26 protein-coding genes are annotated in these 21610 nt (G+C 39.2%); 11 read left to right on the top strand and 15 right to left on the bottom strand.

Annotation, left to right across the window (positions count from 1 at the left end; genetic code table 11):
- The first annotated feature begins 280 nt into the window (after window positions 1-280).
- The 7 genes from JET18_RS11105 (at window position 281) to JET18_RS11075 (ending at window position 6020) form a co-directional block, all read left to right on the top strand.
- Window positions 281-1018: a hypothetical protein gene (locus JET18_RS11105; protein WP_202091072.1), complete on the top strand. Its 738-nt coding sequence runs from the start codon at window positions 281-283 to the stop codon at window positions 1016-1018.
- Window positions 1019-1042: 24 nt separating this feature from the next.
- On the top strand, window positions 1043-2434 hold the full coding sequence (locus JET18_RS11100; RefSeq protein ID WP_202091071.1) for an RtcB family protein: 1392 nt from the start codon (window positions 1043-1045) through the stop codon (window positions 2432-2434).
- A gap of 157 nt (window positions 2435-2591) precedes the next feature.
- The gene (locus tag JET18_RS11095; RefSeq protein WP_202091070.1) at window positions 2592-3143 is read left to right on the top strand and encodes a nucleotidyltransferase family protein; all 552 of its coding nucleotides are present in this window, start codon (window positions 2592-2594) and stop codon (window positions 3141-3143) included.
- A gap of 3 nt (window positions 3144-3146) precedes the next feature.
- Window positions 3147-3845, top strand: coding sequence for a peptide chain release factor H (gene prfH / locus JET18_RS11090; protein WP_202091069.1), 699 nt, complete (start codon window positions 3147-3149; stop codon window positions 3843-3845).
- Window positions 3832-4335 (top strand): tetratricopeptide repeat protein, encoded by a 504-nt coding sequence (locus tag JET18_RS11085; protein WP_202091068.1) that lies wholly within the window; start codon window positions 3832-3834, stop codon window positions 4333-4335. Before prfH ends, JET18_RS11085 begins: the two co-directional genes overlap by 14 nt.
- A gap of 188 nt (window positions 4336-4523) precedes the next feature.
- Window positions 4524-5027, top strand: coding sequence for a hypothetical protein (locus tag JET18_RS11080; protein WP_202091066.1), 504 nt, complete (start codon window positions 4524-4526; stop codon window positions 5025-5027).
- Window positions 5028-6020 carry an enolase C-terminal domain-like protein gene (locus tag JET18_RS11075; protein ID WP_228728538.1) on the top strand — a complete coding sequence of 331 codons (993 nt, stop codon included), beginning with the start codon at window positions 5028-5030 and terminating at the stop codon, window positions 6018-6020.
- 124 nt (window positions 6021-6144) lie between these two features.
- On the opposite strand, the gene JET18_RS11070 is transcribed toward JET18_RS11075, so the two are convergent.
- On the bottom strand, window positions 6145-6432 hold the full coding sequence (locus tag JET18_RS11070; RefSeq protein WP_202091064.1) for a cytochrome C: 288 nt from the start codon (window positions 6430-6432) through the stop codon (window positions 6145-6147).
- 23 nt (window positions 6433-6455) lie between these two features.
- Window positions 6456-6746 (bottom strand): c-type cytochrome, encoded by a 291-nt coding sequence (locus tag JET18_RS11065; RefSeq protein WP_202091062.1) that lies wholly within the window; start codon window positions 6744-6746, stop codon window positions 6456-6458.
- Between the two features lie 142 nt (window positions 6747-6888).
- Here JET18_RS11065 and meaB point away from each other — a divergent pair, with 142 nt between their 5' ends.
- Window positions 6889-7872 carry a methylmalonyl Co-A mutase-associated GTPase MeaB gene (meaB, locus tag JET18_RS11060; RefSeq protein WP_202091060.1) on the top strand — a complete coding sequence of 328 codons (984 nt, stop codon included), beginning with the start codon at window positions 6889-6891 and terminating at the stop codon, window positions 7870-7872.
- Here meaB and JET18_RS11055 read toward each other — a convergent pair.
- The gene (locus JET18_RS11055; protein ID WP_202091058.1) at window positions 7869-8417 is read right to left on the bottom strand and encodes a DUF4251 domain-containing protein; all 549 of its coding nucleotides are present in this window, start codon (window positions 8415-8417) and stop codon (window positions 7869-7871) included. The two genes, meaB and JET18_RS11055, sit on opposite strands and share 4 nt — an antisense overlap.
- A gap of 106 nt (window positions 8418-8523) precedes the next feature.
- Between JET18_RS11055 and JET18_RS11050 the strand changes: the two genes are divergently transcribed.
- Both JET18_RS11050 and JET18_RS11045 read left to right on the top strand, forming a co-directional pair.
- Window positions 8524-9330 (top strand): M48 family metallopeptidase, encoded by an 807-nt coding sequence (locus JET18_RS11050; protein ID WP_202091056.1) that lies wholly within the window; start codon window positions 8524-8526, stop codon window positions 9328-9330.
- 91 nt (window positions 9331-9421) lie between these two features.
- On the top strand, window positions 9422-9733 hold the full coding sequence (locus JET18_RS11045; protein ID WP_202091054.1) for a hypothetical protein: 312 nt from the start codon (window positions 9422-9424) through the stop codon (window positions 9731-9733).
- Between the two features lie 35 nt (window positions 9734-9768).
- Here JET18_RS11045 and JET18_RS11040 read toward each other — a convergent pair whose 3' ends face one another.
- From JET18_RS11040 to pgi, 8 genes are all read right to left on the bottom strand, one after another.
- A complete protein-coding gene (locus JET18_RS11040) occupies window positions 9769-10383 on the bottom strand; it encodes an outer membrane beta-barrel protein (RefSeq protein ID WP_202091052.1) in 615 nt (204 codons plus the stop codon).
- Complete coding sequence (locus tag JET18_RS11035; protein ID WP_202091050.1) at window positions 10367-11182, bottom strand: ABC transporter ATP-binding protein; 816 nt, start codon at window positions 11180-11182, stop codon at window positions 10367-10369. Before JET18_RS11035 ends, JET18_RS11040 begins: the two co-directional genes overlap by 17 nt.
- Window positions 11182-11934: an MlaE family ABC transporter permease gene (locus JET18_RS11030; RefSeq protein WP_153396412.1), complete on the bottom strand. Its 753-nt coding sequence runs from the start codon at window positions 11932-11934 to the stop codon at window positions 11182-11184. The genes JET18_RS11035 and JET18_RS11030 overlap by 1 nt, the downstream gene beginning before the upstream one ends.
- A 119-nt stretch (window positions 11935-12053) precedes the next feature.
- Window positions 12054-13424, bottom strand: coding sequence for an exopolysaccharide biosynthesis polyprenyl glycosylphosphotransferase (locus JET18_RS11025; protein WP_202091048.1), 1371 nt, complete (start codon window positions 13422-13424; stop codon window positions 12054-12056).
- A 182-nt stretch (window positions 13425-13606) separates the two neighbouring features.
- On the bottom strand, window positions 13607-14236 hold the full coding sequence (locus JET18_RS11020; protein ID WP_202091045.1) for a 7-carboxy-7-deazaguanine synthase QueE: 630 nt from the start codon (window positions 14234-14236) through the stop codon (window positions 13607-13609).
- A 7-nt stretch (window positions 14237-14243) separates the two neighbouring features.
- Window positions 14244-15128 (bottom strand): bifunctional 5,10-methylenetetrahydrofolate dehydrogenase/5,10-methenyltetrahydrofolate cyclohydrolase, encoded by an 885-nt coding sequence (locus tag JET18_RS11015; protein ID WP_202091043.1) that lies wholly within the window; start codon window positions 15126-15128, stop codon window positions 14244-14246.
- Between the two features lie 22 nt (window positions 15129-15150).
- Window positions 15151-15981, bottom strand: a complete 831-nt coding sequence (locus tag JET18_RS11010; RefSeq protein WP_202091041.1) for a class I SAM-dependent methyltransferase — start codon at window positions 15979-15981, stop codon at window positions 15151-15153.
- A 3-nt stretch (window positions 15982-15984) separates the two neighbouring features.
- Window positions 15985-17625 (bottom strand): glucose-6-phosphate isomerase, encoded by a 1641-nt coding sequence (pgi, locus tag JET18_RS11005; RefSeq protein ID WP_202091039.1) that lies wholly within the window; start codon window positions 17623-17625, stop codon window positions 15985-15987.
- A gap of 339 nt (window positions 17626-17964) precedes the next feature.
- Here pgi and JET18_RS11000 point away from each other — a divergent pair, with 339 nt between their 5' ends.
- Window positions 17965-18354, top strand: a complete 390-nt coding sequence (locus tag JET18_RS11000; protein WP_202091037.1) for a tautomerase family protein — start codon at window positions 17965-17967, stop codon at window positions 18352-18354.
- A gap of 103 nt (window positions 18355-18457) precedes the next feature.
- Here JET18_RS11000 and JET18_RS10995 read toward each other — a convergent pair whose 3' ends face one another.
- The 4 genes from JET18_RS10995 to JET18_RS10980 form a co-directional block, all read right to left on the bottom strand.
- Window positions 18458-19066, bottom strand: a complete 609-nt coding sequence (locus tag JET18_RS10995; protein ID WP_202091034.1) for a hypothetical protein — start codon at window positions 19064-19066, stop codon at window positions 18458-18460.
- Window positions 19056-19490, bottom strand: a complete 435-nt coding sequence (locus JET18_RS10990) for an RNA polymerase sigma factor (protein WP_394369521.1) — start codon at window positions 19488-19490, stop codon at window positions 19056-19058. The genes JET18_RS10995 and JET18_RS10990 overlap by 11 nt, the downstream gene beginning before the upstream one ends.
- 98 nt (window positions 19491-19588) lie before the next feature.
- Window positions 19589-20461: a TraB/GumN family protein gene (locus JET18_RS10985; protein WP_202091030.1), complete on the bottom strand. Its 873-nt coding sequence runs from the start codon at window positions 20459-20461 to the stop codon at window positions 19589-19591.
- 157 nt (window positions 20462-20618) lie between these two features.
- Window positions 20619-21530, bottom strand: coding sequence for a DUF4349 domain-containing protein (locus JET18_RS10980; protein ID WP_202091028.1), 912 nt, complete (start codon window positions 21528-21530; stop codon window positions 20619-20621).
- Between the last annotated feature and the right edge of the window lie 80 nt (window positions 21531-21610).

The raw sequence follows: 21610 nt of genomic DNA, 5'->3' as shown, positions 1-21610 counted from the left end.
TAAGGCTTCGTGGTTTGGTATACTCTTAGAATAATAGTACAACGAAATATCAAAACCCGAAGTCGTAAAGATTTCGGGTTTTTTATTGCGCAATAATACAAACTCCAGTTTCCCCGAAATTTTTTAGTGTTTTTAAAGAGCAGATGAAAAGATCATAATGGTCATTCTTTCATGCTGTTCCATATCGTAAATCAATCAACTTATATTTTAGTTGAATAAGAAAAGATGTAAACAGATTCATAGTCCTGGATCTTGTATCTGACATCTTGTGTCTTCATTCATGGAAAATAATAATGCGCTGCTCTATGGTTTAAGAAGCCTCAGAAGCAGAAAAAGAACAGGCAGAAAACATGTAGAAAAGCAGATAAGAAAAAAGTATACACGTAGTAAAGAACTGTGGAATATCAGAAGAAATATTCCGTGGGTTCCTCTGGAAAACCCTTATCAAAGAGGGTTTGTAAGATTTTTTGTTCTCCGGGATGATGTGAAAAGATCCAAAGACGGAGATTTCTTCGAAGGAATTTTGAACAAAATCAACACGTTCATGTATTCCCAAAGCCGGCACTACCTGAAAAAAAAGAGGAAGTTCGGACGGAAGATATATGTGGAAAGAGAACAAAAGCTGAAGCGGATTTCTTCCTTTGGCTGGAACGATCCTAAATTGGGATTTACATCCAGAGAAAGACAATATTTTCTGAAAAAGGAAGAATACAATCCGTTCCGGAAAAGGAATGATATCTACTACGAATTCATCGAACCCTGGAGATTTACCCTCAGAGTAAGACCTAACATGATTACCCATTATAAACCCCTGGATTCCGAACTGGAAAAGGAATATGATGAGCTGGAATCCTATTTAAGCCGCTATAAAGTGTCCGGGATTATTCAGAAAACAATCAATGGTAAATCAAATCCATGGAAATTAAAGGATGATGAAACTCATCTTATCAAAAGCAGGAAATATGCGAACTGCACGATGTCTGCAACAGAGCTTGCAGCTTATTTTGAGGACGAATAGGTCCAATTATTTAAAGCAAAAACAATGGGAAATTTAAAACTAAAAGGAAAAGATATATTAAAACTCGGATATCCGAATAATCAAAGTGTCAATGTGGCTTTGGAGGTCATGAAAAGAAATTTTGCAACGAAGAATATTCACCATGTAAAATCTATCTTAAAAGAAATCCTCCTGAATCCGGAGACCTTTGAAAAAGACCTGACTTTCGGGCAGATTGCAGAATCCCTGCTTTCGTCCAGAAAAACAGAAAAAAGAATGCTCAATACCCAGCGGGCCTCATTTCAGATTTTTGGAACCAACATTTCTGAAGAAGCCAAAAACCAGCTGTACACGGCTTTAAAACTGCCGGTTTCTACGCAGGGAGCTTTAATGCCCGATGCACACAGCGGTTACGGACTTCCGATAGGCGGTGTTCTTGCGGTAGAAAACGCAGTGATCCCTTACGGAGTAGGCATGGATATTGGCTGCAGAATGAGCCTCAGTATTCTGGATATCCCGGTTTCTTATCTGGACGGAGCAAGGGATAAATATGAAAAAGTCCTTGCCGAACACACCAAATTCGGGATGTATGAAACGCATAAATCTCATATAGATCATGAAATCTTTGAGAGAGATACTTTCGGTATGATCCCGGTTTTGAGAAGATTAAAAGGAAAAGCCATTAAACAGATGGGCTCTTCCGGCGGCGGAAACCACTTTGTGGAATTCGGAGAAGTGGAAATCACAGAAGAGGATGACCAGATCGGGCTTTCAAAAGGAAAATACCTGGGAATACTGTCTCACAGCGGTTCCCGTGGATTAGGAGCTGAGATTGCCCAGTATTATTCAAGAGTAGCTGCAGAGCAGTGCCCGCTTCCAAAAGAAGCCCAGCAGTTTGCCTGGCTGGATCTGAATACCCATCTCGGTCTGGAATACTGGACAGCGATGAACCTTGCGGGAGACTACGCATCTGCCTGCCATGATGATATCCACAGAAGATTGGTAAAAGCAGTGGGTGGAAGAGTGAAAGCCAGAATTGAGAATCACCACAATTTCGCATGGAAGGAAATTCACAATGGGAAAGAAGTGATTGTTCACAGAAAAGGTGCCACACCAGCCCATAAAAACGAGCTGGGAATGATTCCCGGTTCTATGACGGCAAAAGGTTTTATCGTTCGTGGAAAAGGAAATCCCGAATCGCTGAATTCAGCATCGCATGGAGCAGGAAGAGCCCATTCAAGAGGGGAATGCAGAAGCCTTTTCACTCAGAATGACATCAAAAAAGAGCTGAAGCTGAAGAAAGTCACCTTAATGGGTGGAAATACAGAAGAAGCACCGATGGCTTACAAAGACATTCATGATGTGATGAATGCTCAGAGTGAACTGGTAGATATTCTTGGAACATTCCAGCCCAGAATTGTGAGAATGGATAAATAACTCAGTTGCAGGTTTGATAGTTGTCAGTTGAAGCAATCCGGCTTTCAGTGATAAACCTGCGGCTCAAACCTTATAGGTTTCAAAGAACCTATAAGGTTTTATAAATAACGATGTTAATATAGATTCTTATCAGTATTAATCAACAAAAAACAAAAAAATGGGAGCACCTCATAATATAAAAAGATACGGAGAAGTCTGGCCGGAGTTTAGAATCCTGCACGGACTTGAAATTTTAAATCAATTAAAAGATAAAGTCATTATCTCAGGGGGCTGGGCATGGCATTTTATGTCCGAAACCGGTCATACAGAATACAAACACGCCCATGACCACAAGGATATTGATGTTTTTGTAAAGAAAGAAAATGCAGCAGAAGCCGTGATGATTCTTCAGCAGGAAGGTTTTCAGAAAGTATGGACTCGTTATGACCATCTTCAGAGCGAAGAAAACTTCCGCAGATATGAGAAAACAGCAGAGCTGGAAAACGGAAAATCTCACCGGATCACTATAGATTTTTTTGAAAGAAATGATCTGGAAACTATTGAAATTAATGGTTTTACAGTGGTGAAGCCGGAGCTTTTACTGACATTTTACAGAAATATTCATTCCAGTGATAAATGCTGGGCGGTAATGGCTGCCAAAGATCTCCTGCAGAAAGGAATTGATCCCGTGGGACATCCGAAATTAAGTGAAATTCCAAAAGTAAATTAAAAAATGGAAAAACTCATACAAATAACTTCAGGAAGAGGACCTTTAGAATGCCAGTGGGTGACTGCGAAGGTACTGAAGGTCTTCCTTGAGGAAATTAAAGATCATAGAATAGATTACGAAATCATTCACCGCGAAAATGGGGATGAAAATCTGACTTTGAAGTCGGTAACGATACTTTTAAAGGCAAAAGAGCTGGATGGATTTTTAAAAACATGGCTAGGAAGCATCTGCTGGACCGGGAAAAGTACGTTCAGGAAGCTGCATAAAAGAAGCAACTGGTTTATCGGTGTTTTCGAGCTGGAAGGATTGGAGAAAATCAATTTCAGTGAAAAAGATATTCAGTTTCAGACGACAAGAAGCCAGGGAAGCGGCGGGCAGAATGTGAATAAAGTAAATACAGCAGTCCGGGCCGTTCATTTACCGACTGGCGAAAGTGTGTTTGCACAGGATTCACGTTCGCAGCTGGAAAATAAAAAGCTTGCGGTGATGCGGCTGAAAGAAAAAGTAACCGGACTTTACATCAAACAGCTTGAGAAAAGAATGCAGGACACGTGGAATAACCATCTGCAGGTACAGAGAGGAAGCCCGGTCCGTACATTCTCCGGGACAGATTTTAAAAAGAATCATCAGGATAAATCATTTAAAAAACAGAGAAATATCCTGAAAAAAGAACTCAAAAACGACAGAAATGACCTTAACTAAAAGTAAATATTATTTCGAAGCACTGGACAATTACCCTTACAGTCTTCCGGATTGTCTGGAAGCACTGAATTATGCCCTGTCCTATGATCCCGAAGATGCAGACAGCCTCTGCCTGATGGGAAGAATATACAGCGAAATGCTGACCGATTACGAAAAAGCAAAAATATATTTTGAAGAAGCCATGCAGTGTAATGTAGCCAATCTGAATACCCCGCAATATTACATTAAATGTCTTCTGGATAATGAAGATCTTGATGAAGCTGAAAAGCTGATCAATTATGCTTTAAAAATCAAAGGAATTGACACCGCAAGGATCCTGATACAAAAATCATTGCTTTTTGAGATCAGACTGGAATACAAAAAAGCATTCGGGCCTTTAAAAGAAGCAAAAAAATACAGCTACAATCAGGCTATGGTAGATTTTTTGAAAAACAGGAAAAAATTTATTAAAGGCAAGATAACAAAAACCAAAACCAAAAAAAAGAAATAACTCATGGCCGGAAGAAATTCCGGCTTTGATGTTTTCAAAAGATCCTTTTTTCGTAGCTTTAGTAGATGAAACACTACATTTTTTTGTTCTTATTGTTAATGATTTCATGTAAGAAAAATGAAAACAGCCCAAATACGGGGTTGAAAACCAGTGCGGGAGGTGATGATTTAGATTTAAAATATGAAGTTTTGAATCAACTCATTGATAAAGACAGTATTTCTTTACAGGAAAATAAGGATGTATTGATCATTCCATTACAGACCGTTTATCTTTTTGAAGAGGAAAATAATGATGAGCCCAGACCTCTTGGGGCTAATCTAAAATATGATTCCGTTTTTTCAATTAAAGATTCTGCTTACTACAAAAATCAGGAAAAAATAGCGCTTAATTTCAAACTGGATACCACAAAAATCAAGAGGAAATTGCAGTATGCTACAGAGGAAGACCTCCATCACCTCCGTCAATTAACGGAAAACGGTAAAAAAGATTTTTGGGCTGAATTTCATGCAAAATTTGGAAATAAATGTTTTCGTAAGTTCTCGGCACCTTTTTTTAATAAAGAAAAAACAATATGCATGGTACAGAATTCTATCTCTTGCGGTTATTTAAGTGGCAGCGGATATACGGCCATCTATAAAAAAATCAAGGGTCAATGGGTTGAAGTTGAAATATTAGATCAGTGGATTAGCTAGATGATGACGATAAATTGGGAAATAAAAGAACTGAAGTTAAAAGAAACCTTCTCCATCTCCTATGGCAATTATGACAAAAGAGAAGCATTGCTGGTAAGATTATCTCACTTAAACCGTCATGGTTATGGCGAATGTGTTGCGATAGATTATTATCACATTGATCTGAAGCGTTTCATTATAAAATTAAAAGAAATACAGCCTTTACTTGAAAAGCAGAAGATCATTCATCCTGCAGATTTTTTCCTTTTTCTTTCCACGCTGGATCTCCATCCTTTTTTGTTATCAGCTCTGGATTGCGCCTATTGGGATCTTTTTGGAAAACTGGAAAACAAAAGTTTTACAGAACTCAATCAGATTCCTTCTGAAAGTCTGGCAGAAAGTTCTATTACCATTTCAGTAGCGGATATTGACGAGCAGATCAGGAAAATAGAAAAGAGCAGCTGGAACAGATTCAAAGTAAAATGTAAAGGTTTGGATAAAAACAATATCGAACAACTGCTGAGGTTAAACCGTGATATTGCACTGGATTCCAATGCCAGTTTTACTGATCAGGATTGTCTCTGGCTTCAGGAATACGAGATGGGCAGTCAGTTTTCTTATCTGGAACAGCCAAGACCTGTTGGAGCATACAAAATACTCAATAAAAAAGGTTTTGCCAACTGGATGGCAGATGAAGATGCCCAGAACCTGAATTCTCTTGAAGAGCTGCTGCCTTATTATAAAAGTGTCAATATCAAACTGATGAAATGCGGCGGGCTCACTCCGGCTCTGGAAATGATCAGAAAAGCAAAAGAATTAGGCTATAAAACCATGATTGGCTGCATGACAGAATCTACCGTCGGCATCTCTGCCGGCTGCGTATTGGCCGGGCTTACCGATTTTGCAGATCTTGATGGCGCCAATCTTATTTCCAACGACTATGCCTCCGGAAATTTTGTAAAAAACGGAAACATCATCCTGTCGGGAAAACCGGGACTTGGGATAGAATTATAATTTATTTATTGTGAATAGTGAATAGTGAATAACATTGCTTAAACACTGATACGCTCAAACACTAAAACTCTCCAACTCTCAAACCCTATCTCCCTCCAACTCTGTCACTCTCTAACTCAAAAATCTACTTTTTATTCACAGAAATCAGGTAATCATACACCATTTGATGCTGATCATCGCTGAGTTTGGCTTTAGGGGCCATTCTGCTTAATGTTTTGATCCAGCCCTGATCATCATGTTTGGCAGGATCCGGAAGTTTGTGGCATCGGGAGCATGAATTCTCAAAAATTGTTTTACCCTGAACCAGCTGCTCAGATGCGGTATACTTCGGTCCTGTTACAGCTGTACTTTTAGGTCCGCACGATACAAGGAATGCGGAACCTGCTGCTATACTTAAAATTACTTTTTTCATACCCTTATTTTTTATTTTGGTGATTATTTTTTCACAGAAACAATATAATCGTAAACCCACTGGTGCTGCTCATCCGTTAATTTTGCTTTGGGTGCCATAGAATTCATGATTCCTACCCATTGTACAGAAGTGTGTGCTGCAGGATCCGGTAGTTTATGACATCTTCCGCAGGAATTTTCAAAGATTGTTTTTCCCTGTGCTATCTGTTCTGCAGTGGAAACGGCAGGTCCTATCGGTCCGGCTGTAGAGGCTTTGGGTGCACAAGAGGCCAGTAATAGGCAGGTAAATAGCGCAGCAGCGGATATTCTTTTCATGTTTCTTCAATTTTTGATTTAAAACAAATGTAGGAATTTCCCTCTCCCATTCATGAAACGGCCTGTAGTTTTAATTTAGAAGAAATAAAATTAATGGCCTATTATATGGGAGTTTGAAGGTTATTTTTATAATTTTGAATCAATGAAATTTTCTACAGAAGAACTAATCGGAGGAATACGGTCTGGAAATAAACGCCTGATCGCAAAAGCTATTACATTAGTTGAAAGTAAAAAAGCGGAACACAGGATCCAGGCGGAGGAACTTCTGAAACAAATTATGCCTTTTACGGGGAAATCTGTCAGGGTAGGAATTACCGGAGTTCCGGGTGCCGGGAAGTCAACTTTCATTGAAAATTTCGGAAGGCTGGTCATTTCCCACGGCAAAAAAGTAGCCGTTCTGGCTATTGACCCAAGTTCTTCGATCAATAAAGGAAGTATTCTGGGGGATAAAACCAGAATGGAAGAACTGGCCAAAGAAGAAAACGCCTTTATCCGTCCTTCCCCGAGTTCAGGATTCCTTGGAGGGGTTGCCAATACCACCTTTGAAACCATGATGATCTGTGAAGCTGCCGGATATGATTATATTTTAATCGAAACAGTGGGAGTAGGGCAGTCTGAGGTACTGGTCGCCGATATTACCGATGTGTTTTTATTCCTGAAGATCATTGGCGGCGGAGACGAGCTGCAGGGCATTAAACGGGGCATCATGGAAATGGTAGATCTTGTTTTCATCAATAAAGTAGATCAGGATAATCTGCAGAAAGCCAAAAATACAAGACTGGAACTGAAAAGGGCACTGGATTTTATTCCACCAAAGGAAAAAGGCTGGAAAATCCCGGTGTTATTAGGTTCTGCGCTCTTTAATGAAGGCCTTGAAGAGATTTATACTAAAATAGATGAGTTCATCAGCCTGAAAATAAAAAGCGGACGTTTTAACGAAGTCCGTACCCATCAGGCAGAAAAGCGCTTTGAATACTGGGTTCAGGAATATATTCTGGCTCTGATGAAAAAAAGCAGTTCCATGGAAGAAGCTTATCTGCAGCACAAAAAAAATGCTTCAGAAATGGTTTCCAATCCCAGCACTGAAGCAAAATTATTTGTTGAAAAATTTTTATCCGAAGACTAAAGCTTTTCTTTTTCTTTTGGAGTTTCCGGATTTTTAGAAATATAGCCGTCGTAGGTGATAGGCTGTCTGTCGTTGCTTCTCATAGAAACGAAAGCTTTACCATTTTTAAAGATTTCTATATTGATTTCATCCACATTTGTGGTATCATTAGGCTTGATTTTTAAAGTCCAGTTCCCTTTTTTGTTCTGGGATTTGGTTACCGTAAAATCTTTTGAAGTAAACCGGTAGCTGTTTTCAGCCGTGTTGTAAGAAGAAGTGAACATTCTTCCAAAGTAAGGAAGTGCCACATCCAAATGATTCTTTTTAATCTCTATAGAGTAGCTTCCATCCAGCTGAAGCATTCTGGCTGCAGGTGCATTCTGAATGGAACCCATCACATTAATCACATCATAATTCATAGGATTGGCTCGCTGGGCAACAAAAGTAAATTCCTCAGAATCTACCAGCGTATCTACTGTTTTGGAATCTAAGGCAGCCTGTGAGGAACAGCTCTGGAAGAAAAAAAGAAATCCAAAAATAAATATAAATGAAATATACTTTTTCATAACCGTAATAATTGTTAATTTTAAATAGCAAAATGTATGCAAATATATCCCTTCTCAACCATTTTGGAACAAAAATTGTAAATGTTGAATTATTAACACGCGAACTATGAAATTAACACATCTATTAGGAATAGGAGCAGTTGCTCTGTCAACTGCAGCTTGTACTACTAATCCAATTACGGGCAGATCTTCATTACAGATTGCAAATAATTCGGAAATACTCACAATGTCTGCTCAGGAATACAAGACGACATTGTCTAAATCTAAAATTATATCAGGGACTGCAGATGCCAAAAGAATAGTGAGTGTGGGAAGCAGAATAAAAAATGCCGCAGAAAGATATTACCAGAGCATTGGTAGATCAGCAGATCTTGCGAACTACAACTGGGAATTTAATCTTATTCAAAGCAACGAACTGAATGCATGGTGTATGCCAGGTGGGAAAGTAGCCGTATACACAGGAATTCTTCCTGTTACGAAAAATGACAACGGTCTTGCCGTAGTAATGGGGCATGAGGTTTCACACGCTTTAGCAGGACATGGAAATGAGAGAATTTCCCAAGCGATGGTTGCCCAGTATGGCGGATCTATTTTAGGAGGAACCATTTCCAATTCACAGTGGGCGGGAATTTTTGAAAAAGTATATCCGATCGGATCGCAGGTCGCTCTCTTAAAATATGGAAGAAATCAGGAATCTGAAGCAGACGAAATGGGGCTTTACCTGATGTCTATGGCCGGATATGATCCAAGAGAAGCCATCCCTTTCTGGAATAGAATGGAAGGCGCATCATCCGGATCCAGACAGCCGGAATTCCTTTCTACCCACCCGAATCCTGAATCCAGAATATCAGATATCAATAAAGACCTTCCGAAAGCTTTGGAATACTATAAAGCAGCCGGAGGGAAAATATAATTTTTAAGTATTTTAATCTTGTATAGAGCCTTATTTAATTTTCACTAAATTGGGTAAGGCTTTTTAATTTAAACCACTAAACACAATATTTATGAAAAGTTTATCAATTACAGGACTGATATTGCTGGCTGTTTCAGCACTTCTTTTTTACCTGACCACAGATTTTACCGTGGGCGGCATTACCATCTCCCATATGATGGGTGTGATGGCCGGAGTGGGTATAGGCCTTATTATTGGAGGAATGGTGGGCTATGTAAGTAAGGGAAGTGCCATAAAGGCGGAAGAGAAAAGAAAAGAATTCAAACAACTTCAGAAGGACAAAGAAGAGCTGGAAAAGCAGGCGACAGAAATTGCCAAGCGTGAAGCTGAACTTCAGAATCAAAATCAAAACCCTCAAATCTAAGATATTGAGGGTTTTTTATAGAAGTTATTTTCAAATTACTTAAATCGGTAGCCTACCCCTACTAAAAACAGGTTAGGTCTGTTGTCGTATCTTACTTCTGCACCGGAAACCTTGTTGATGAAATTTCTTTCATCCTTGCTGAATGATCCTTCGTAACGTGCATTGATAAGAAGCTTTTTAATTTCAAGCTGTGCCCCGAACTGGTATCCAACTGTGAAATCATTTTTAGCATTTTCCTTAAAGTCATTGTAAGTGTTGTCTGTGCTCAGATTATAGCTGGCTACAGGTCCTGCATACACACTAAGCATATTTCCCAAAACATTGTGTCCCAAAAGCAACGGAACATCAATACGGCTGCTCTTCACATCAAAAGTAGTATTCTCCGTAGTGAATTCATTTTTGAAGTTCGTGTAATATACTTCCGGCATTACATAAAATGCAGCAGGAAGTCCTACTTTTAATGAAAGCCCTACATTGAACCCTACATTGTTTTTTCCTGTTCCTTCAATGGCATCATTTACCGTTCCTTTGATGTTTTTCCAGGATGGTGAGCCTGTCGGGAATATTAAGTTAGCTTTCCCTGCCAGTGAAATCTGTGCAGAAGCGAACATTGAAACCCCGATTAATGCTATACTAAATACCTTTTTCATTATCGTCTATTTTAGTGATTGTATTTTCAATCGTTTTATTATTTTCAAGTAAATATTCTCTCAGCTCTTTAAACAGTTCTGAAGAATAAACGAAGTCAATAAGATTTTTATTGCCTGCGGTGATCAGAATGTCCTTGTTGCCTTCCCATTCTTTGATTCCTAAGCGGAGGTATACAATTTTCTCGCCAATCGTCATCACGGAATTCATATCGTGGGTATTGATGATCGTTGTTGTATTGTATTCCTGAGTGATTTCCAGAAGCAGGTCATCAATAATATTGGAGGTGTAAGGGTCAAGCCCGGAATTCGGTTCATCACAGAACAGATATTTCGGGTTGTTCACGATGGCTCTTGCAATGGCCACACGCTTCTGCATTCCCCCGGAAATCTCAGACGGGAATTTTCTGCCCGCTTTATCAAGGTGTACCCGGCCTATCACTTCAAAAACCCTTTTCTTTTTTTCCCGGAATGTAAGATTCGTAAACATATCCAGCGGAAACATGATATTCTCTTCCACCGTTAGTGAATCGAAGAGTGCACTTCCCTGGAATACGGTTCCGATTTCAGAGCGCAGATGCTGTTTCTGGTCTCTGGTCATGGTATTGATATCCGTACCGTCAAAAAGGATCTCTCCCGATGAGGGCTGGTATACATTCAGTAAACTTTTCAGGAAAACAGTTTTTCCCGAGCCGCTCTGCCCGATGATCAGGTTTACCTTTCCTTTGTCAAAAGAAGTTGAAATTCCCTTAAGTACTTCAACATCGCCAAAACTCTTCTTAAGATCTTTTACCTCAATCATCAGCTTAATATTAATTGGGTTAAAATTAATTCGGAAATGATAATGAATACCATTGTCCATACCACCGCCTGGGTGCTTGCTCTACCTACTTCCAGCGATCCTCCTTTTACGTTATACCCGAAATAGGAAGGAACCGTAGCAATAATAAAAGCAAATACGGTAGTTTTGATAAATGCATAATACACGAATAAGTTCGGCATATACATCTGAATCCCTACGATATAATCATTCTCAGTCCAGTTCCCGGTAAGCATACCTGCCAGATGGCCTCCACCGATACCGAACACGATACTGATGGCAATAAGAATAGGATTGAAAATAACGCAGGCGAAAATTTTTGGAAGTATCAGAAAGTTGGGCGAATTCACCCCCATAATGTCCAATGCGTCAATCTGCTCGGAGACCCTCATGGTTCCTATACTGGATGCAATATAAGATCCTACTTTACCCGCCAGGATAAGACTGATAATGGTGGGCGAAAATTCCAGAACCAAAACTGCTTTCGTAGCATAACCCACGAAGGAAGGCGGAATCGGGAAAGAAGAAGAATCAAAATTGTTGAACATCTGGATAGCAACTACTGCTCCCACAAATATAGAAGTGAAGATCACAAGCCCAAAAGAATTGACTCCGAGATCATTAATTTCTCTCATGAACAGCTTCCAGAAAACCCTCATTTTCTGCGGTTTCTGCAAAGATTTACCTAGAAGGATAATGTATTCTCCTACTGCTGTGAAAAACTTTTTTAACATGCTGCTAAATTAGACTTTTTTTATTTAATTAAGGGTAAGGTTCAGTCTTCACCCTAAGGTTTATCTAACCTTAGCAGCAAATATGATTCCTTAATTTCAATCTTTAGTTTTTGTTTGATTTATTTTGCGTTTTTATCCCCGCCGATAACCAGTAAAACCGTCTTTAAAATAATAACCAGATCCAAAACAAAGCTCCAGTTTCTTACATAAAAAGTGTCTGCAAGGATACGTTTTTTCATTTCTACCTCTACATCTCCGTAATCTCCACGAAGTCCGCTTACCTGTGCAAGACCCGTAATTCCGGGAGACACCATGCTTCTTAAGCTGTACCTTCCGATTTTCGGTTTGTAATAATTGTCAACGGACAGCATATGCGGACGCGGCCCTACGATGGACATTTCACCTTTGAGAACATTGATGAACTGAGGCAGCTCATCAAGGCTGGTTTTTCTTAAAAATTTTCCGATATTGGTAATTCTTGAATCATTTTCTTCCGTGGTTTTGGTTGCAGACTCATCATTAACAACCATGGTTCTGAACTTTAAACACGAAAATACCTCTTCATGGAAACCGTATCTTTTCTGAACAAAAAAAACAGGGCCCTTGGATGTTGCTTTTATTAAAATAGCGATCACCGGAAATAACCAGGAGCATAACAGCAGCAAAATCGACACTGAAAAAGCAATGTCAAACGTTCTTTTAACCAGAAAATTGGAATAATAATCCAAAGGATATTTGGCCTGGCTGAGAATAGGCTGGGTCTGAATATAGCCCAGATCATAAAGGAAAAAATCACTCTGTGTAATGCTGGGAATCAGTGAAACGTGAACTTTATTGTCTTCGGCCAGCTTAAAGATCTCTTTTTCAATCTCTTCACTGAAGGTATTTTCCGTAGATAAAAATAAAGTATGAATTCCATTCTTTTTCCAGAATCCAACTAGGTCATTCGGATGTATTTCAGGATTTCCGTACTCAAAAATTTTATACCCGTAATCTTTTCTGTTCTGGAAAATATTCTTTAAAATATCTGTAGAACCTTCTTCACCCAGAAACATTACATTCCGGTAGTTGATCCCCAGGGAACGAAAGTATTTTATAGAAAAATAAATGACCGATTTGGTAAGGAAAATAAAGAAAAACAGATAAAAGGTAAGCCAGTAAATATCTGAATTGAAAAATACATTCTTACTCACTTTCGCAATAAGAAAAACCCCCAGGATAAAAAAAATGAAGTGAATCAGGAGACGTTCCAGAAACAAAGTATACGTAAGATTCCTCTGGATATTATAGATTTTTGTCCTGCCGCTCAGCAGCATCCAGAATAAAAACAGCAGGGTGATAGAGAAAATATTCTCATACCATGTTTCTTCGCTGTACTTTAAGTTTTCGTTCCGGCTTACAAAAAAGAATATAAAAATAGATGCAATAACCAGAAGGTCAAGCAAAATAATAATCGATTTCAGGTATCTAGAGTATCGAATTCTCTGCATCTATCGGTGTTATAACGGATACGAAGAGCTAATGTACATAATTTTTGCGGTATATTCCGGTATTCTCTGAATATTATAAATTTTCGCCTACTACTTATGTACTTCAGGCGAAAAAACAGTAATATAAATAAAAGAATAACCCAGATCCGGTATTTTTCTGTGAAATCTAAAAGAAGTGATCTTTAAGGAATATTCAGATACTTATGGGTCTGAACAGAAGCCTGCCATTCCGGATGGGCCAGAATAAAATCGGTGATTTTTGGATACATTTCATCACGTTTGCTCCATTCGCTCTGCATATACAGTTTACAGTTTCCGGAAACCTTTGCTGCCTGCTCCTGGGCAAATGTGAAATCATGCTGATTGAATATAATCACTTTCAGCTCACTTGCTTTTTCATAAATCTCTTCTTTCGGAAGTCCTGTTTTTTTAGGGGAAAGAGTGATCCAGTCGATCTGTCCGCTCATCGGATAAGCCCCCGAAGTCTCAATATGAATGGTACATCCAAGTTCCTTTAATTTCCCTGTAAGAATATCCAGATTCCACATCAGCGGCTCTCCGCCGGTAAGAACAATGGTTTTGCAGTGTTTTGCAGCCGTTTCGGCAATTTCCTCTGCATTCATCAATGGATGTAGGTTGGGGTCCCAGCTTTCTTTTACATCACACCAATGGCACCCAACGTCGCAGCCTCCCAATCTGATGAAATAAGACGCTTTTCCGGTGTGTGCTCCTTCTCCCTGTAAAGTGTAAAAATGCTCCATTACCGGGAGCATTTTACCTTCTTTTAATAAAATATCTTCTTCTTTGTTCATTTTAAAATTAGTCGTTATAGACCGAAGTTTTGTAGGCGATGATGGTATTCTTCATCAGCATGGCTCTGGTCATAGGACCTACTCCTCCGGGTACAGGTGTAATCCAGCTTGCTTTGGCTGCACAGCTGTCAAAATCCACATCACCGGCAAGGTAGTATCCTTTTGGAGAGTCATCATCTACTCTTGTAATACCCACATCCACGATTACTGCGCCATCCTTGATCATATCTCCTTTTAAGAAGTGAGGATCACCTAAAGCGGTAATAACAATGTCTGCGCTTTTTGTATATTCTTCAATGTCTTTTGTGTAAGAGTGCGTTAACGTCACGGTAGAGTTCCCCGGGAAATCTTTTCTTCCCATCAGGATGCTCATAGGTCTTCCTACGATCTTGCTTCTTCCGATGATCACACAGTCTTTTCCTTTGGTTTCAATATTATATCTTTCCAGTAAGGTAAGGATTCCGAATGGGGTAGCGGGAAGGAACGTGTCCATTTCCAAAGCCATTTTCCCAAAGTTTTCAGGGTGGAAACCATCTACATCTTTTCTGGGATCAATAGCCAGGATGATCTTTTCCTGATCAATCTGGTCCGGTAAAGGAAGCTGTACAATGAAGCCGTCTACCTCCTTGGATTTATTAAGCTCATCAATTTTTTCCAGCAATTCAGACTCGGAAACAGTGCTTGGGAACTTTAAAAGAGAAGAACGGAATCCTACTTCCTCACAGTCTTTTACTTTACTGTTTACATACGCTTTACTCGCTCCGTTGTTTCCTACAAGAATCGCTACCAGATGCGGTGCTCTTTTCTTGCCTTCAAGGATCTTTTCTACTTCAGCCTTGATCTCTGCCTTTATTTCTTTGGATACTTTAAGTCCGTCAAGAATTTCTGCCATTTTTACTTTATTTACTTTTTATTTAGATTTTATTGAATACAACGATATCCTGGAACTCATCGGCGCCTTCCCTCTTTACATCCGTTCTCCAGAATCCTCCTTTTACAGTGGATACTTTCAGTCCTGCTTCTGCGGCCATCTGGTTCAGCAAAGGTATGCTTACTGCAATATTGGCTGCGGTTACCTTATCATCCATCAGCCTGTACCCGTCATATTGGTGTGGAAAAGGCATGGTTCCAAATTCCGTTTTGGTTTCATCATACAGGAAGAAGGTAGCCAGGCACTGTCCGCTGCTGTTCATCACTCTGCTGATTTCTTTCAGATACCTTTTGATCTCGGGAATCTGCATGTGGGTGAACACGGAAAACAGGAATACTTTATCAAACCGGGCATCATCATAAGGAAATGTAAAATCTTCCGCTTTCTGGCTGAAAGTATTGTACAGATCATTATAAATCGGGGTAAACTTAAATTTAAAATTCGGATGTTTTTTACCGATATTTTTATTACACCAGCTGATTCCTTTTTCTACGGCATCAAAACCGTCATAAGTTCCTTTATCAATAATTCCTGTGAGGGCTACTGCAGTTCTTCCGATACCGCATCCCACATCCAGAACGTGATCTGTGTTTTGCAGACCGATATATTTTTTCAGGGCATTCACCTGGCGGATTCCGTGAGCAATAAAATCATCACCGCGGCCGCCAACATAAATATCTCCTTTTTTGGGAGCATTTTCAGATCTTTTCCCCGTCAGACTGTCATAGAGGTCTATCGGGAAAAAATAGATCTTTCTTCCCAGAAGTCTGAGACCGGGAGGAAGCTTATAATAATATGACCGCAGTAAAGACATTGGTTACTTATTTCCTTTATAATAATTGATCAATCCGTTGGTAGAGCTGTCATGAGAACTGACTGCAGCATCATTTTCAAGCTCCGGAAGGATTTTATTGGCTAAAACTTTTCCTAATTCCACTCCAAACTGATCGAAGCTGAAAATATTCCAGATCACTCCCTGAACGAAAATCTTATGCTCGTACATGGCAATTAACTGCCCCAGTGAAAAAGGAGTTAATTCATTGAACAGTATGGAGTTAGTAGGCGTATTTCCGTGGAAGACTTTGTAATTCAGCAGTCTGTCTGTTTCCTCATCGGATTTTCCTGAATTTCTTAATTCTTCTTCTGCCTCTTCTTCCGTTTTCCCGAATGCAAGTGCTTCAGTCTGAGCGAAAAAGTTAGCTAAAAGTTTCGGCTGGTGATCAGATACTGCATTGCTGCTTTTCACGTAAGCGATAAAATCTGCAGGAATCAGTTCTGTTCCCTGGTGAATAAGCTGGTAGAAAGCATGCTGTCCGTTTGTTCCAGGCTCACCCCAGATAATTGGGCCGGTTTCATATTCTACGAACTCACCGTTTCTGTCAACACATTTTCCGTTGCTTTCCATATCTCCCTGCTGAAGATAAGCGGCAAACCTGTCCAGATACTGGGAATAAGGCAGAATAGCATAGCTTGTTGCTGCATAGAAATTACGGTACCAGATTCCTAAAAGGCCCATTAAAACAGGAACGTTTTCAGAGAAATCTGCCGTCTGGAAATGCTGGTCTGTATCGGAAGCGCCTTTTAAAAGCTGCTCAAAATTCTCATATCCTACCGCCAGAACAATGCTCAGGCCGATGGCACTCCAAAGGGAATATCTTCCGCCTACCCAATCCCAGAACTCAAAAATATTTTCTTCTGCAATTCCGAACTTTTTAACTTCCTCAACGTTAGTGGATAAGGCTACGAAATGCTTCGCGACATCTTCTTCTTTTCCTGCTTTCAGGAACCAGTCCTTCGCTGAGTTGGCATTCGTCATCGTTTCCTGAGTCGTAAAAGTCTTGGACGCAATGATGAATAATGTGGTTTCAGGATTCAGTTTTTTAACGGTTTCAGCAATGTGATTCCCGTCAACATTAGAAACGAAATGAACGTTTAGTCTTGTTTTAAAATGCTTTAATGCTGAACAAACCATTACCGGACCAAGGTCTGAACCTCCGATTCCGATATTCACCACATCAGTAATTTCTTTTCCGCTGAAACCTTTGTGTTCCCCTGAAATAATTTTTTCAGAAAAAGCTTTCATATGGTCAAGAACCCTTCTGATCTGAGGTTTTATATTTTCACCGTCTACGATGATCTCTTTATCTGAAAAATCCCTTAAAGCCGTATGCAGAACTGCTCTTCCTTCTGTTTCGTTGATCTTGTCACCTGAAAACATTTTGGAAATAGCTTCTTTCAGCTGGCATTCGTTGGCGAGCTGAATTAAAAGGTCCTTCGTTCTTGAATCGATCAGGTTTTTAGAATAATCAAAAAGAAAATTGTCTTTCTGCAGGGAAAATTCATTGAAACGATTCGGATTGTACTGGAAAAGGCTTCTCATATCGAAGTCGTTTCCTGCAAAATGTTCGTCAAGTGCTTTCCAGCTGTTGGTGTGTATAGGATTTATTTTTGATAGCATACTTTTGGAATTTAGTAGATTCAGAAAATGACTAGCTGGATTCAAAATGTTTAAAATCCATATCATTTTATTTCTGATGTGCAAATTTAAGGAAAAATAAAACCTCCGGGAAAAAACGGAGGCTGTAAAATATAAAATTATGATAATAATGAAAAGGTTGTGATGATTGGGTTAATAATCTGGCTGATTTTTCTGTAGATATACCGGCAAACTGTAAGATGAGAAAGATCAAGCGCTATATTCATGCTTTGCAGGTTCAGAGTATTTGGTTTTTAGATATTTAGGGAGATTTTATATATTTGGAGTGATTCTTTCACCTTAAAAAAACACTGATGAAAAATGGGACAAATTAAAATATTCGGCATAAAAAAACACCTGCACCCAATCCGGGAGAAATTATCCGGAATTGTACACGAATGCATAGTGGATGCTTTTCATTACCCGAAAGAAAAGAAAGCGCACAGATTTATTTATATAGACGAAGACAGTTTTTTCTACTTCGATACCCGGACAGAAAAGCATACGATTATAGAAATCAATGTTTTTGAAGGAAGAAGTATTGAAGCAAAAAAGAAACTCTACCAGCTTTTGTTTGACCGGTTTGAGAATGAGCTTGGAATTTCAACCATGGATCTGGAAATTACAATCTTTGAAACTCCAATGCATAACTGGGGAATACGGGGTAAAAGCGCAGATAAACTTGTATTGAACTACAACGTAAACATCTAAGCTGGAAAAATTTGCTGGAAAATAATAAAGCCAATTAAAAAAAGAACCCCAGATTCATATCTAGGGTTTCATGGTTATCGTTTTTATGAGAGGTGGAAGAATATTATTCGTCCGTTTCGTTAAGAATGTTTTCCAGATGTTTAGCCTGACGACCGTAAATGTATTTGGTCCATAAAACAATGCCAGCTACAGTTGCTAATGTTCCTAATAGTACGGTAAGAATCAGGGACTGCTGATAAGAACCGGTAAGATTTCCCAAAGACTGCCCTTTTTCAGAAAGAACGTTATAGAATTCTAAGCCTAATGTAATCATCAGATGCGGCAGAAGCAGGAACCCGAAAGACTGGTATCTTTCCATATTCAGCTTTAATTCGTGGTATATTTTCCAGAGGCTGTTTTTGGTGTTTCCGGTGTATAATCCTGTCTGCTTGTAAAATTTATAGAAGCCGTACAGATAATAAGAGGAGATCACCACAAGCATGGCATAGGAAGTATAGTAAATAACATATTGTGAAGAAGGAAATCCAAGCTGCATCGGAAAGAAACCGATCAGAATAACGGCGATCACCTGAAGCGGGAATTCTGCCTTCATGCTTTTCCGGATTTTTTCTATAGGATGCTTGCTTTTCTTTAACTGTTCTATGGTGTTGGGAATATTGACGCTGTCTCCGTCTTCATTATTCCACTGTTCTTTTAATTGATCAAAATTCATAGCCTGATTTTTTTATGATTTGTTGTATTTTTTCTTTGGTTCGGTTAAGTTTTACGCGGGCATTGCCTTCGCTGATCCCCATATTGTCTCCAATTTCCTTGTGAGACATTCCTTCCATGAAATAGAATATAATGGCTTTTTCCAGGGCTTTCAGTTCCTGAACGGCAGAGTAGAATATTTCCAGCTGCCTGTCTTTGGAAGGGTTATAGTCTTCATTCTGAACTTCAAAATGATGCGGCACATCAGCCTGATTGCTGGTCCGCTGCTTCTCCTTTTTCAAATAGGTGATCGCGGTATTGATGGCTACACGGTACATCCATGTGGAAAATTCACTGTTGCCTTTGAAATTCTGGTAAGATTTCCACAGCTGGATAAGGATTTCCTGCTGAAGGTCTTCCCGGTCTTCCACAGAATCTGCATAGATGCGGGAGGCCTTGTACAGAATGCCTTTGTGCTGGTTGATGAGCTTTAAAAAAGCGGTTTCAGTCTGACTGCTCACGATGGTTTCACGGTTTGGTTAGTTTATAAGCTTGATACCGGTTTCACGGTGTATCCTTTAGATTTCAGGAGCTGGATCACTCCGTTGTCACCCATAAGATGAGCGCCTCCTACGGCAAAGAAAGAACTTTCTTTTTTCATCATATCCGGCATTTTTTCTGCCCAGTTTTTATTTCTGTCCGTCAGCATGGCTTTTTCCTGTTCGGCATTCATTATTCTGTCGTCTTTAAAAAGGGTGTAGACGGACCTTACATCTTCTTTTTTGAAGGCGCTTACCATCTCTTTCAGCAGTTTTTCATATTCTTTCCCCATTTTCAGCTGTCCGATCACTCCTTTAAGATCATAAGCTTTATTGATAGATTTCATCTGGTCTTCCACTTTTTCCAGTCCGTTGACTTTCATTTTGTTTTTAAGGGCATTCTGCAAAAGCTCCATTTCATACAGTTTGATCTCAGTCTGCGGGCATGGAACTGCTTTCATGGAGATTAAAGCATACAACCCCTGCGAACTGGAATTATCCATTTTCTTCAGATCTGTGCCATAATCAGCGATCAGGATTTTGTCTAATTCTTTGGCTTCTTCCGGACTAAGCTGCTCTGAGAGTTTTTTATCCGTCTGAAACATTTTCTGCATCGCGGTCATTTCAGAAGGATCTGTATAATTGATCTCCATTACAAATTGATCAGATTTTTCAAGAGCTTTCATGACTTTCGGTTTTATTTCAAAATCCTGGCTGCACATGATGTGGCAGGTGCCTGCAAGATAAGAAGGTTTTGTAAGTCCGTTTCCTGAAATTTCCCAAAGGGTACTGTTTTCTGCATTTTTGTTCTGTGCCTTTACGGTGGTCACATTCAATGACAGCAATGCTGCGAATCCTAGTTGTATTAAATTTTTCATATGGTTAAGTTTTTTGATTTTCTTATTCTTTAAACAGTAGGTAAGGGCAGTCTGATGATCGTTACAGTTTTTTTTGAAAAAAATAAAAACCTCCCGGAAAAGGAGGTCTGTAAAATCTAAAATTATGATGATAACCAATTGGTTAGGAATGCTTTTTTTATTCTTCAGAAATTTTTGTGCTTTCCGGCTTTACCAGCTTTCTTTTTCTTAAAAAATAGAAAACTGCAATTAAAATTAATAAGAGAGGCCATATGGTAATAAGTCCTACTGCGATCTTTTGGATCAGATAAAACCCTTCCACAAAAGCGTTTTTCGCATCATATATAAAATTGAACTTGTATTTGTTATCAAGGCTGCTGGTATTGGTTACCGCTATTTCAGCAATGCGCAGTTTCGGTTCTTTAATGTAAATATCTACGGTGCTGTATTTTATGTTGTCCGAAACATCCATATTTGCAAGCTGCTGAAGATTTCCTTCCGCCATATTATCATTATCAAGCGTTACTTTGTCTTTGTTGGTCTTAAGCTCGTCTATATTTTCGCCCGTTTTCTTGATTCTTTTGGCTTCCATTTCTGCATACTTGATGCCTGAGGTTACATCTTCAGCATTGATAATTCTTGAATTCAGAAAAAGCTTTTTATTATTGATCAAGGTTAAAAGCTCGCCCAGTTTTTCCATAGGAACTCTTACCTGCATGGTATTTTCTGACTGAAACTTTTTGATCAGCATAGCATTTTCGCCGGAAGTATTATAGGTTTTCTCCGAAACTACATTGCTGCTGAGATTGCTGTGGGTAACAAACCCTCCAAGATCATGAACCGATTTTTCAATGGAAACGGTGGCTTCATATACGTCCTTCACTTCCATATTCACATCTGCTGTTTTTATGAACTGTTTATCCTTTACCGTCATCGTTGCTGCAGATGAAATGCTGTCTGTAGTTGCGGTTGCGGCATCCGCCGTATAATCTGCGCGTTCATTAGAAACTGCTGCTTCCCCTTTTTTACATGAATAAATACCTAAAAGAAGCAGTGCGGATAATGATAATTTAATGTAAGTCGTTTTCATAGCGTTTATTTTTATGGGTTTGCTTAGGTCAAAGTTCTGTCAGGAATCTTTGTAACATTTGAAAATCAGAGGCAAAAAGT

Origin of the sequence: Chryseobacterium endalhagicum, from assembly GCF_016745235.1 — a bacterium.
Taxonomy (GTDB): Bacteria; Bacteroidota; Bacteroidia; order Flavobacteriales; family Weeksellaceae; genus Chryseobacterium; species Chryseobacterium endalhagicum.
This window is presented reverse-complemented; position numbering and strand designations above follow the sequence as displayed.

What these genes read in the sequence shown, in the direction of transcription:
- pgi (WP_202091039.1), bottom strand. Translation starts at nt 17,625, where the DNA reads ATGCTATCAAAAATAAATCCTATACACACCAACAGCTGGAAAGCACTT.
- JET18_RS10980 (WP_202091028.1), bottom strand. Translation starts at nt 21,530, where the DNA reads ATGAAAACGACTTACATTAAATTATCATTATCCGCACTGCTTCTTTTA.
- JET18_RS11075 (WP_228728538.1), top strand. Translation starts at nt 5,028, where the DNA reads ATGATGACGATAAATTGGGAAATAAAAGAACTGAAGTTAAAAGAAACC.
- JET18_RS11105 (WP_202091072.1), top strand. Translation starts at nt 281, where the DNA reads ATGGAAAATAATAATGCGCTGCTCTATGGTTTAAGAAGCCTCAGAAGC.
- JET18_RS11065 (WP_202091062.1), bottom strand. Translation starts at nt 6,746, where the DNA reads ATGAAAAGAATATCCGCTGCTGCGCTATTTACCTGCCTATTACTGGCC.
- JET18_RS11020 (WP_202091045.1), bottom strand. Translation starts at nt 14,236, where the DNA reads ATGAACAAAGAAGAAGATATTTTATTAAAAGAAGGTAAAATGCTCCCG.
- JET18_RS11085 (WP_202091068.1), top strand. Translation starts at nt 3,832, where the DNA reads ATGACCTTAACTAAAAGTAAATATTATTTCGAAGCACTGGACAATTAC.
- JET18_RS11050 (WP_202091056.1), top strand. Translation starts at nt 8,524, where the DNA reads ATGAAATTAACACATCTATTAGGAATAGGAGCAGTTGCTCTGTCAACT.
- JET18_RS11070 (WP_202091064.1), bottom strand. Translation starts at nt 6,432, where the DNA reads ATGAAAAAAGTAATTTTAAGTATAGCAGCAGGTTCCGCATTCCTTGTA.
- JET18_RS11100 (WP_202091071.1), top strand. Translation starts at nt 1,043, where the DNA reads ATGGGAAATTTAAAACTAAAAGGAAAAGATATATTAAAACTCGGATAT.
- JET18_RS11015 (WP_202091043.1), bottom strand. Translation starts at nt 15,128, where the DNA reads ATGGCAGAAATTCTTGACGGACTTAAAGTATCCAAAGAAATAAAGGCA.
- JET18_RS11035 (WP_202091050.1), bottom strand. Translation starts at nt 11,182, where the DNA reads ATGATTGAGGTAAAAGATCTTAAGAAGAGTTTTGGCGATGTTGAAGTA.
- JET18_RS11040 (WP_202091052.1), bottom strand. Translation starts at nt 10,383, where the DNA reads ATGAAAAAGGTATTTAGTATAGCATTAATCGGGGTTTCAATGTTCGCT.
- JET18_RS11055 (WP_202091058.1), bottom strand. Translation starts at nt 8,417, where the DNA reads ATGAAAAAGTATATTTCATTTATATTTATTTTTGGATTTCTTTTTTTC.
- JET18_RS10995 (WP_202091034.1), bottom strand. Translation starts at nt 19,066, where the DNA reads ATGAATTTTGATCAATTAAAAGAACAGTGGAATAATGAAGACGGAGAC.
- JET18_RS10985 (WP_202091030.1), bottom strand. Translation starts at nt 20,461, where the DNA reads ATGAAAAATTTAATACAACTAGGATTCGCAGCATTGCTGTCATTGAAT.
- JET18_RS11025 (WP_202091048.1), bottom strand. Translation starts at nt 13,424, where the DNA reads ATGCAGAGAATTCGATACTCTAGATACCTGAAATCGATTATTATTTTG.
- JET18_RS11045 (WP_202091054.1), top strand. Translation starts at nt 9,422, where the DNA reads ATGAAAAGTTTATCAATTACAGGACTGATATTGCTGGCTGTTTCAGCA.
- JET18_RS11030 (WP_153396412.1), bottom strand. Translation starts at nt 11,934, where the DNA reads ATGTTAAAAAAGTTTTTCACAGCAGTAGGAGAATACATTATCCTTCTA.
- JET18_RS11095 (WP_202091070.1), top strand. Translation starts at nt 2,592, where the DNA reads ATGGGAGCACCTCATAATATAAAAAGATACGGAGAAGTCTGGCCGGAG.
- prfH (WP_202091069.1), top strand. Translation starts at nt 3,147, where the DNA reads ATGGAAAAACTCATACAAATAACTTCAGGAAGAGGACCTTTAGAATGC.
- JET18_RS11010 (WP_202091041.1), bottom strand. Translation starts at nt 15,981, where the DNA reads ATGTCTTTACTGCGGTCATATTATTATAAGCTTCCTCCCGGTCTCAGA.
- JET18_RS11000 (WP_202091037.1), top strand. Translation starts at nt 17,965, where the DNA reads ATGGGACAAATTAAAATATTCGGCATAAAAAAACACCTGCACCCAATC.
- meaB (WP_202091060.1), top strand. Translation starts at nt 6,889, where the DNA reads ATGAAATTTTCTACAGAAGAACTAATCGGAGGAATACGGTCTGGAAAT.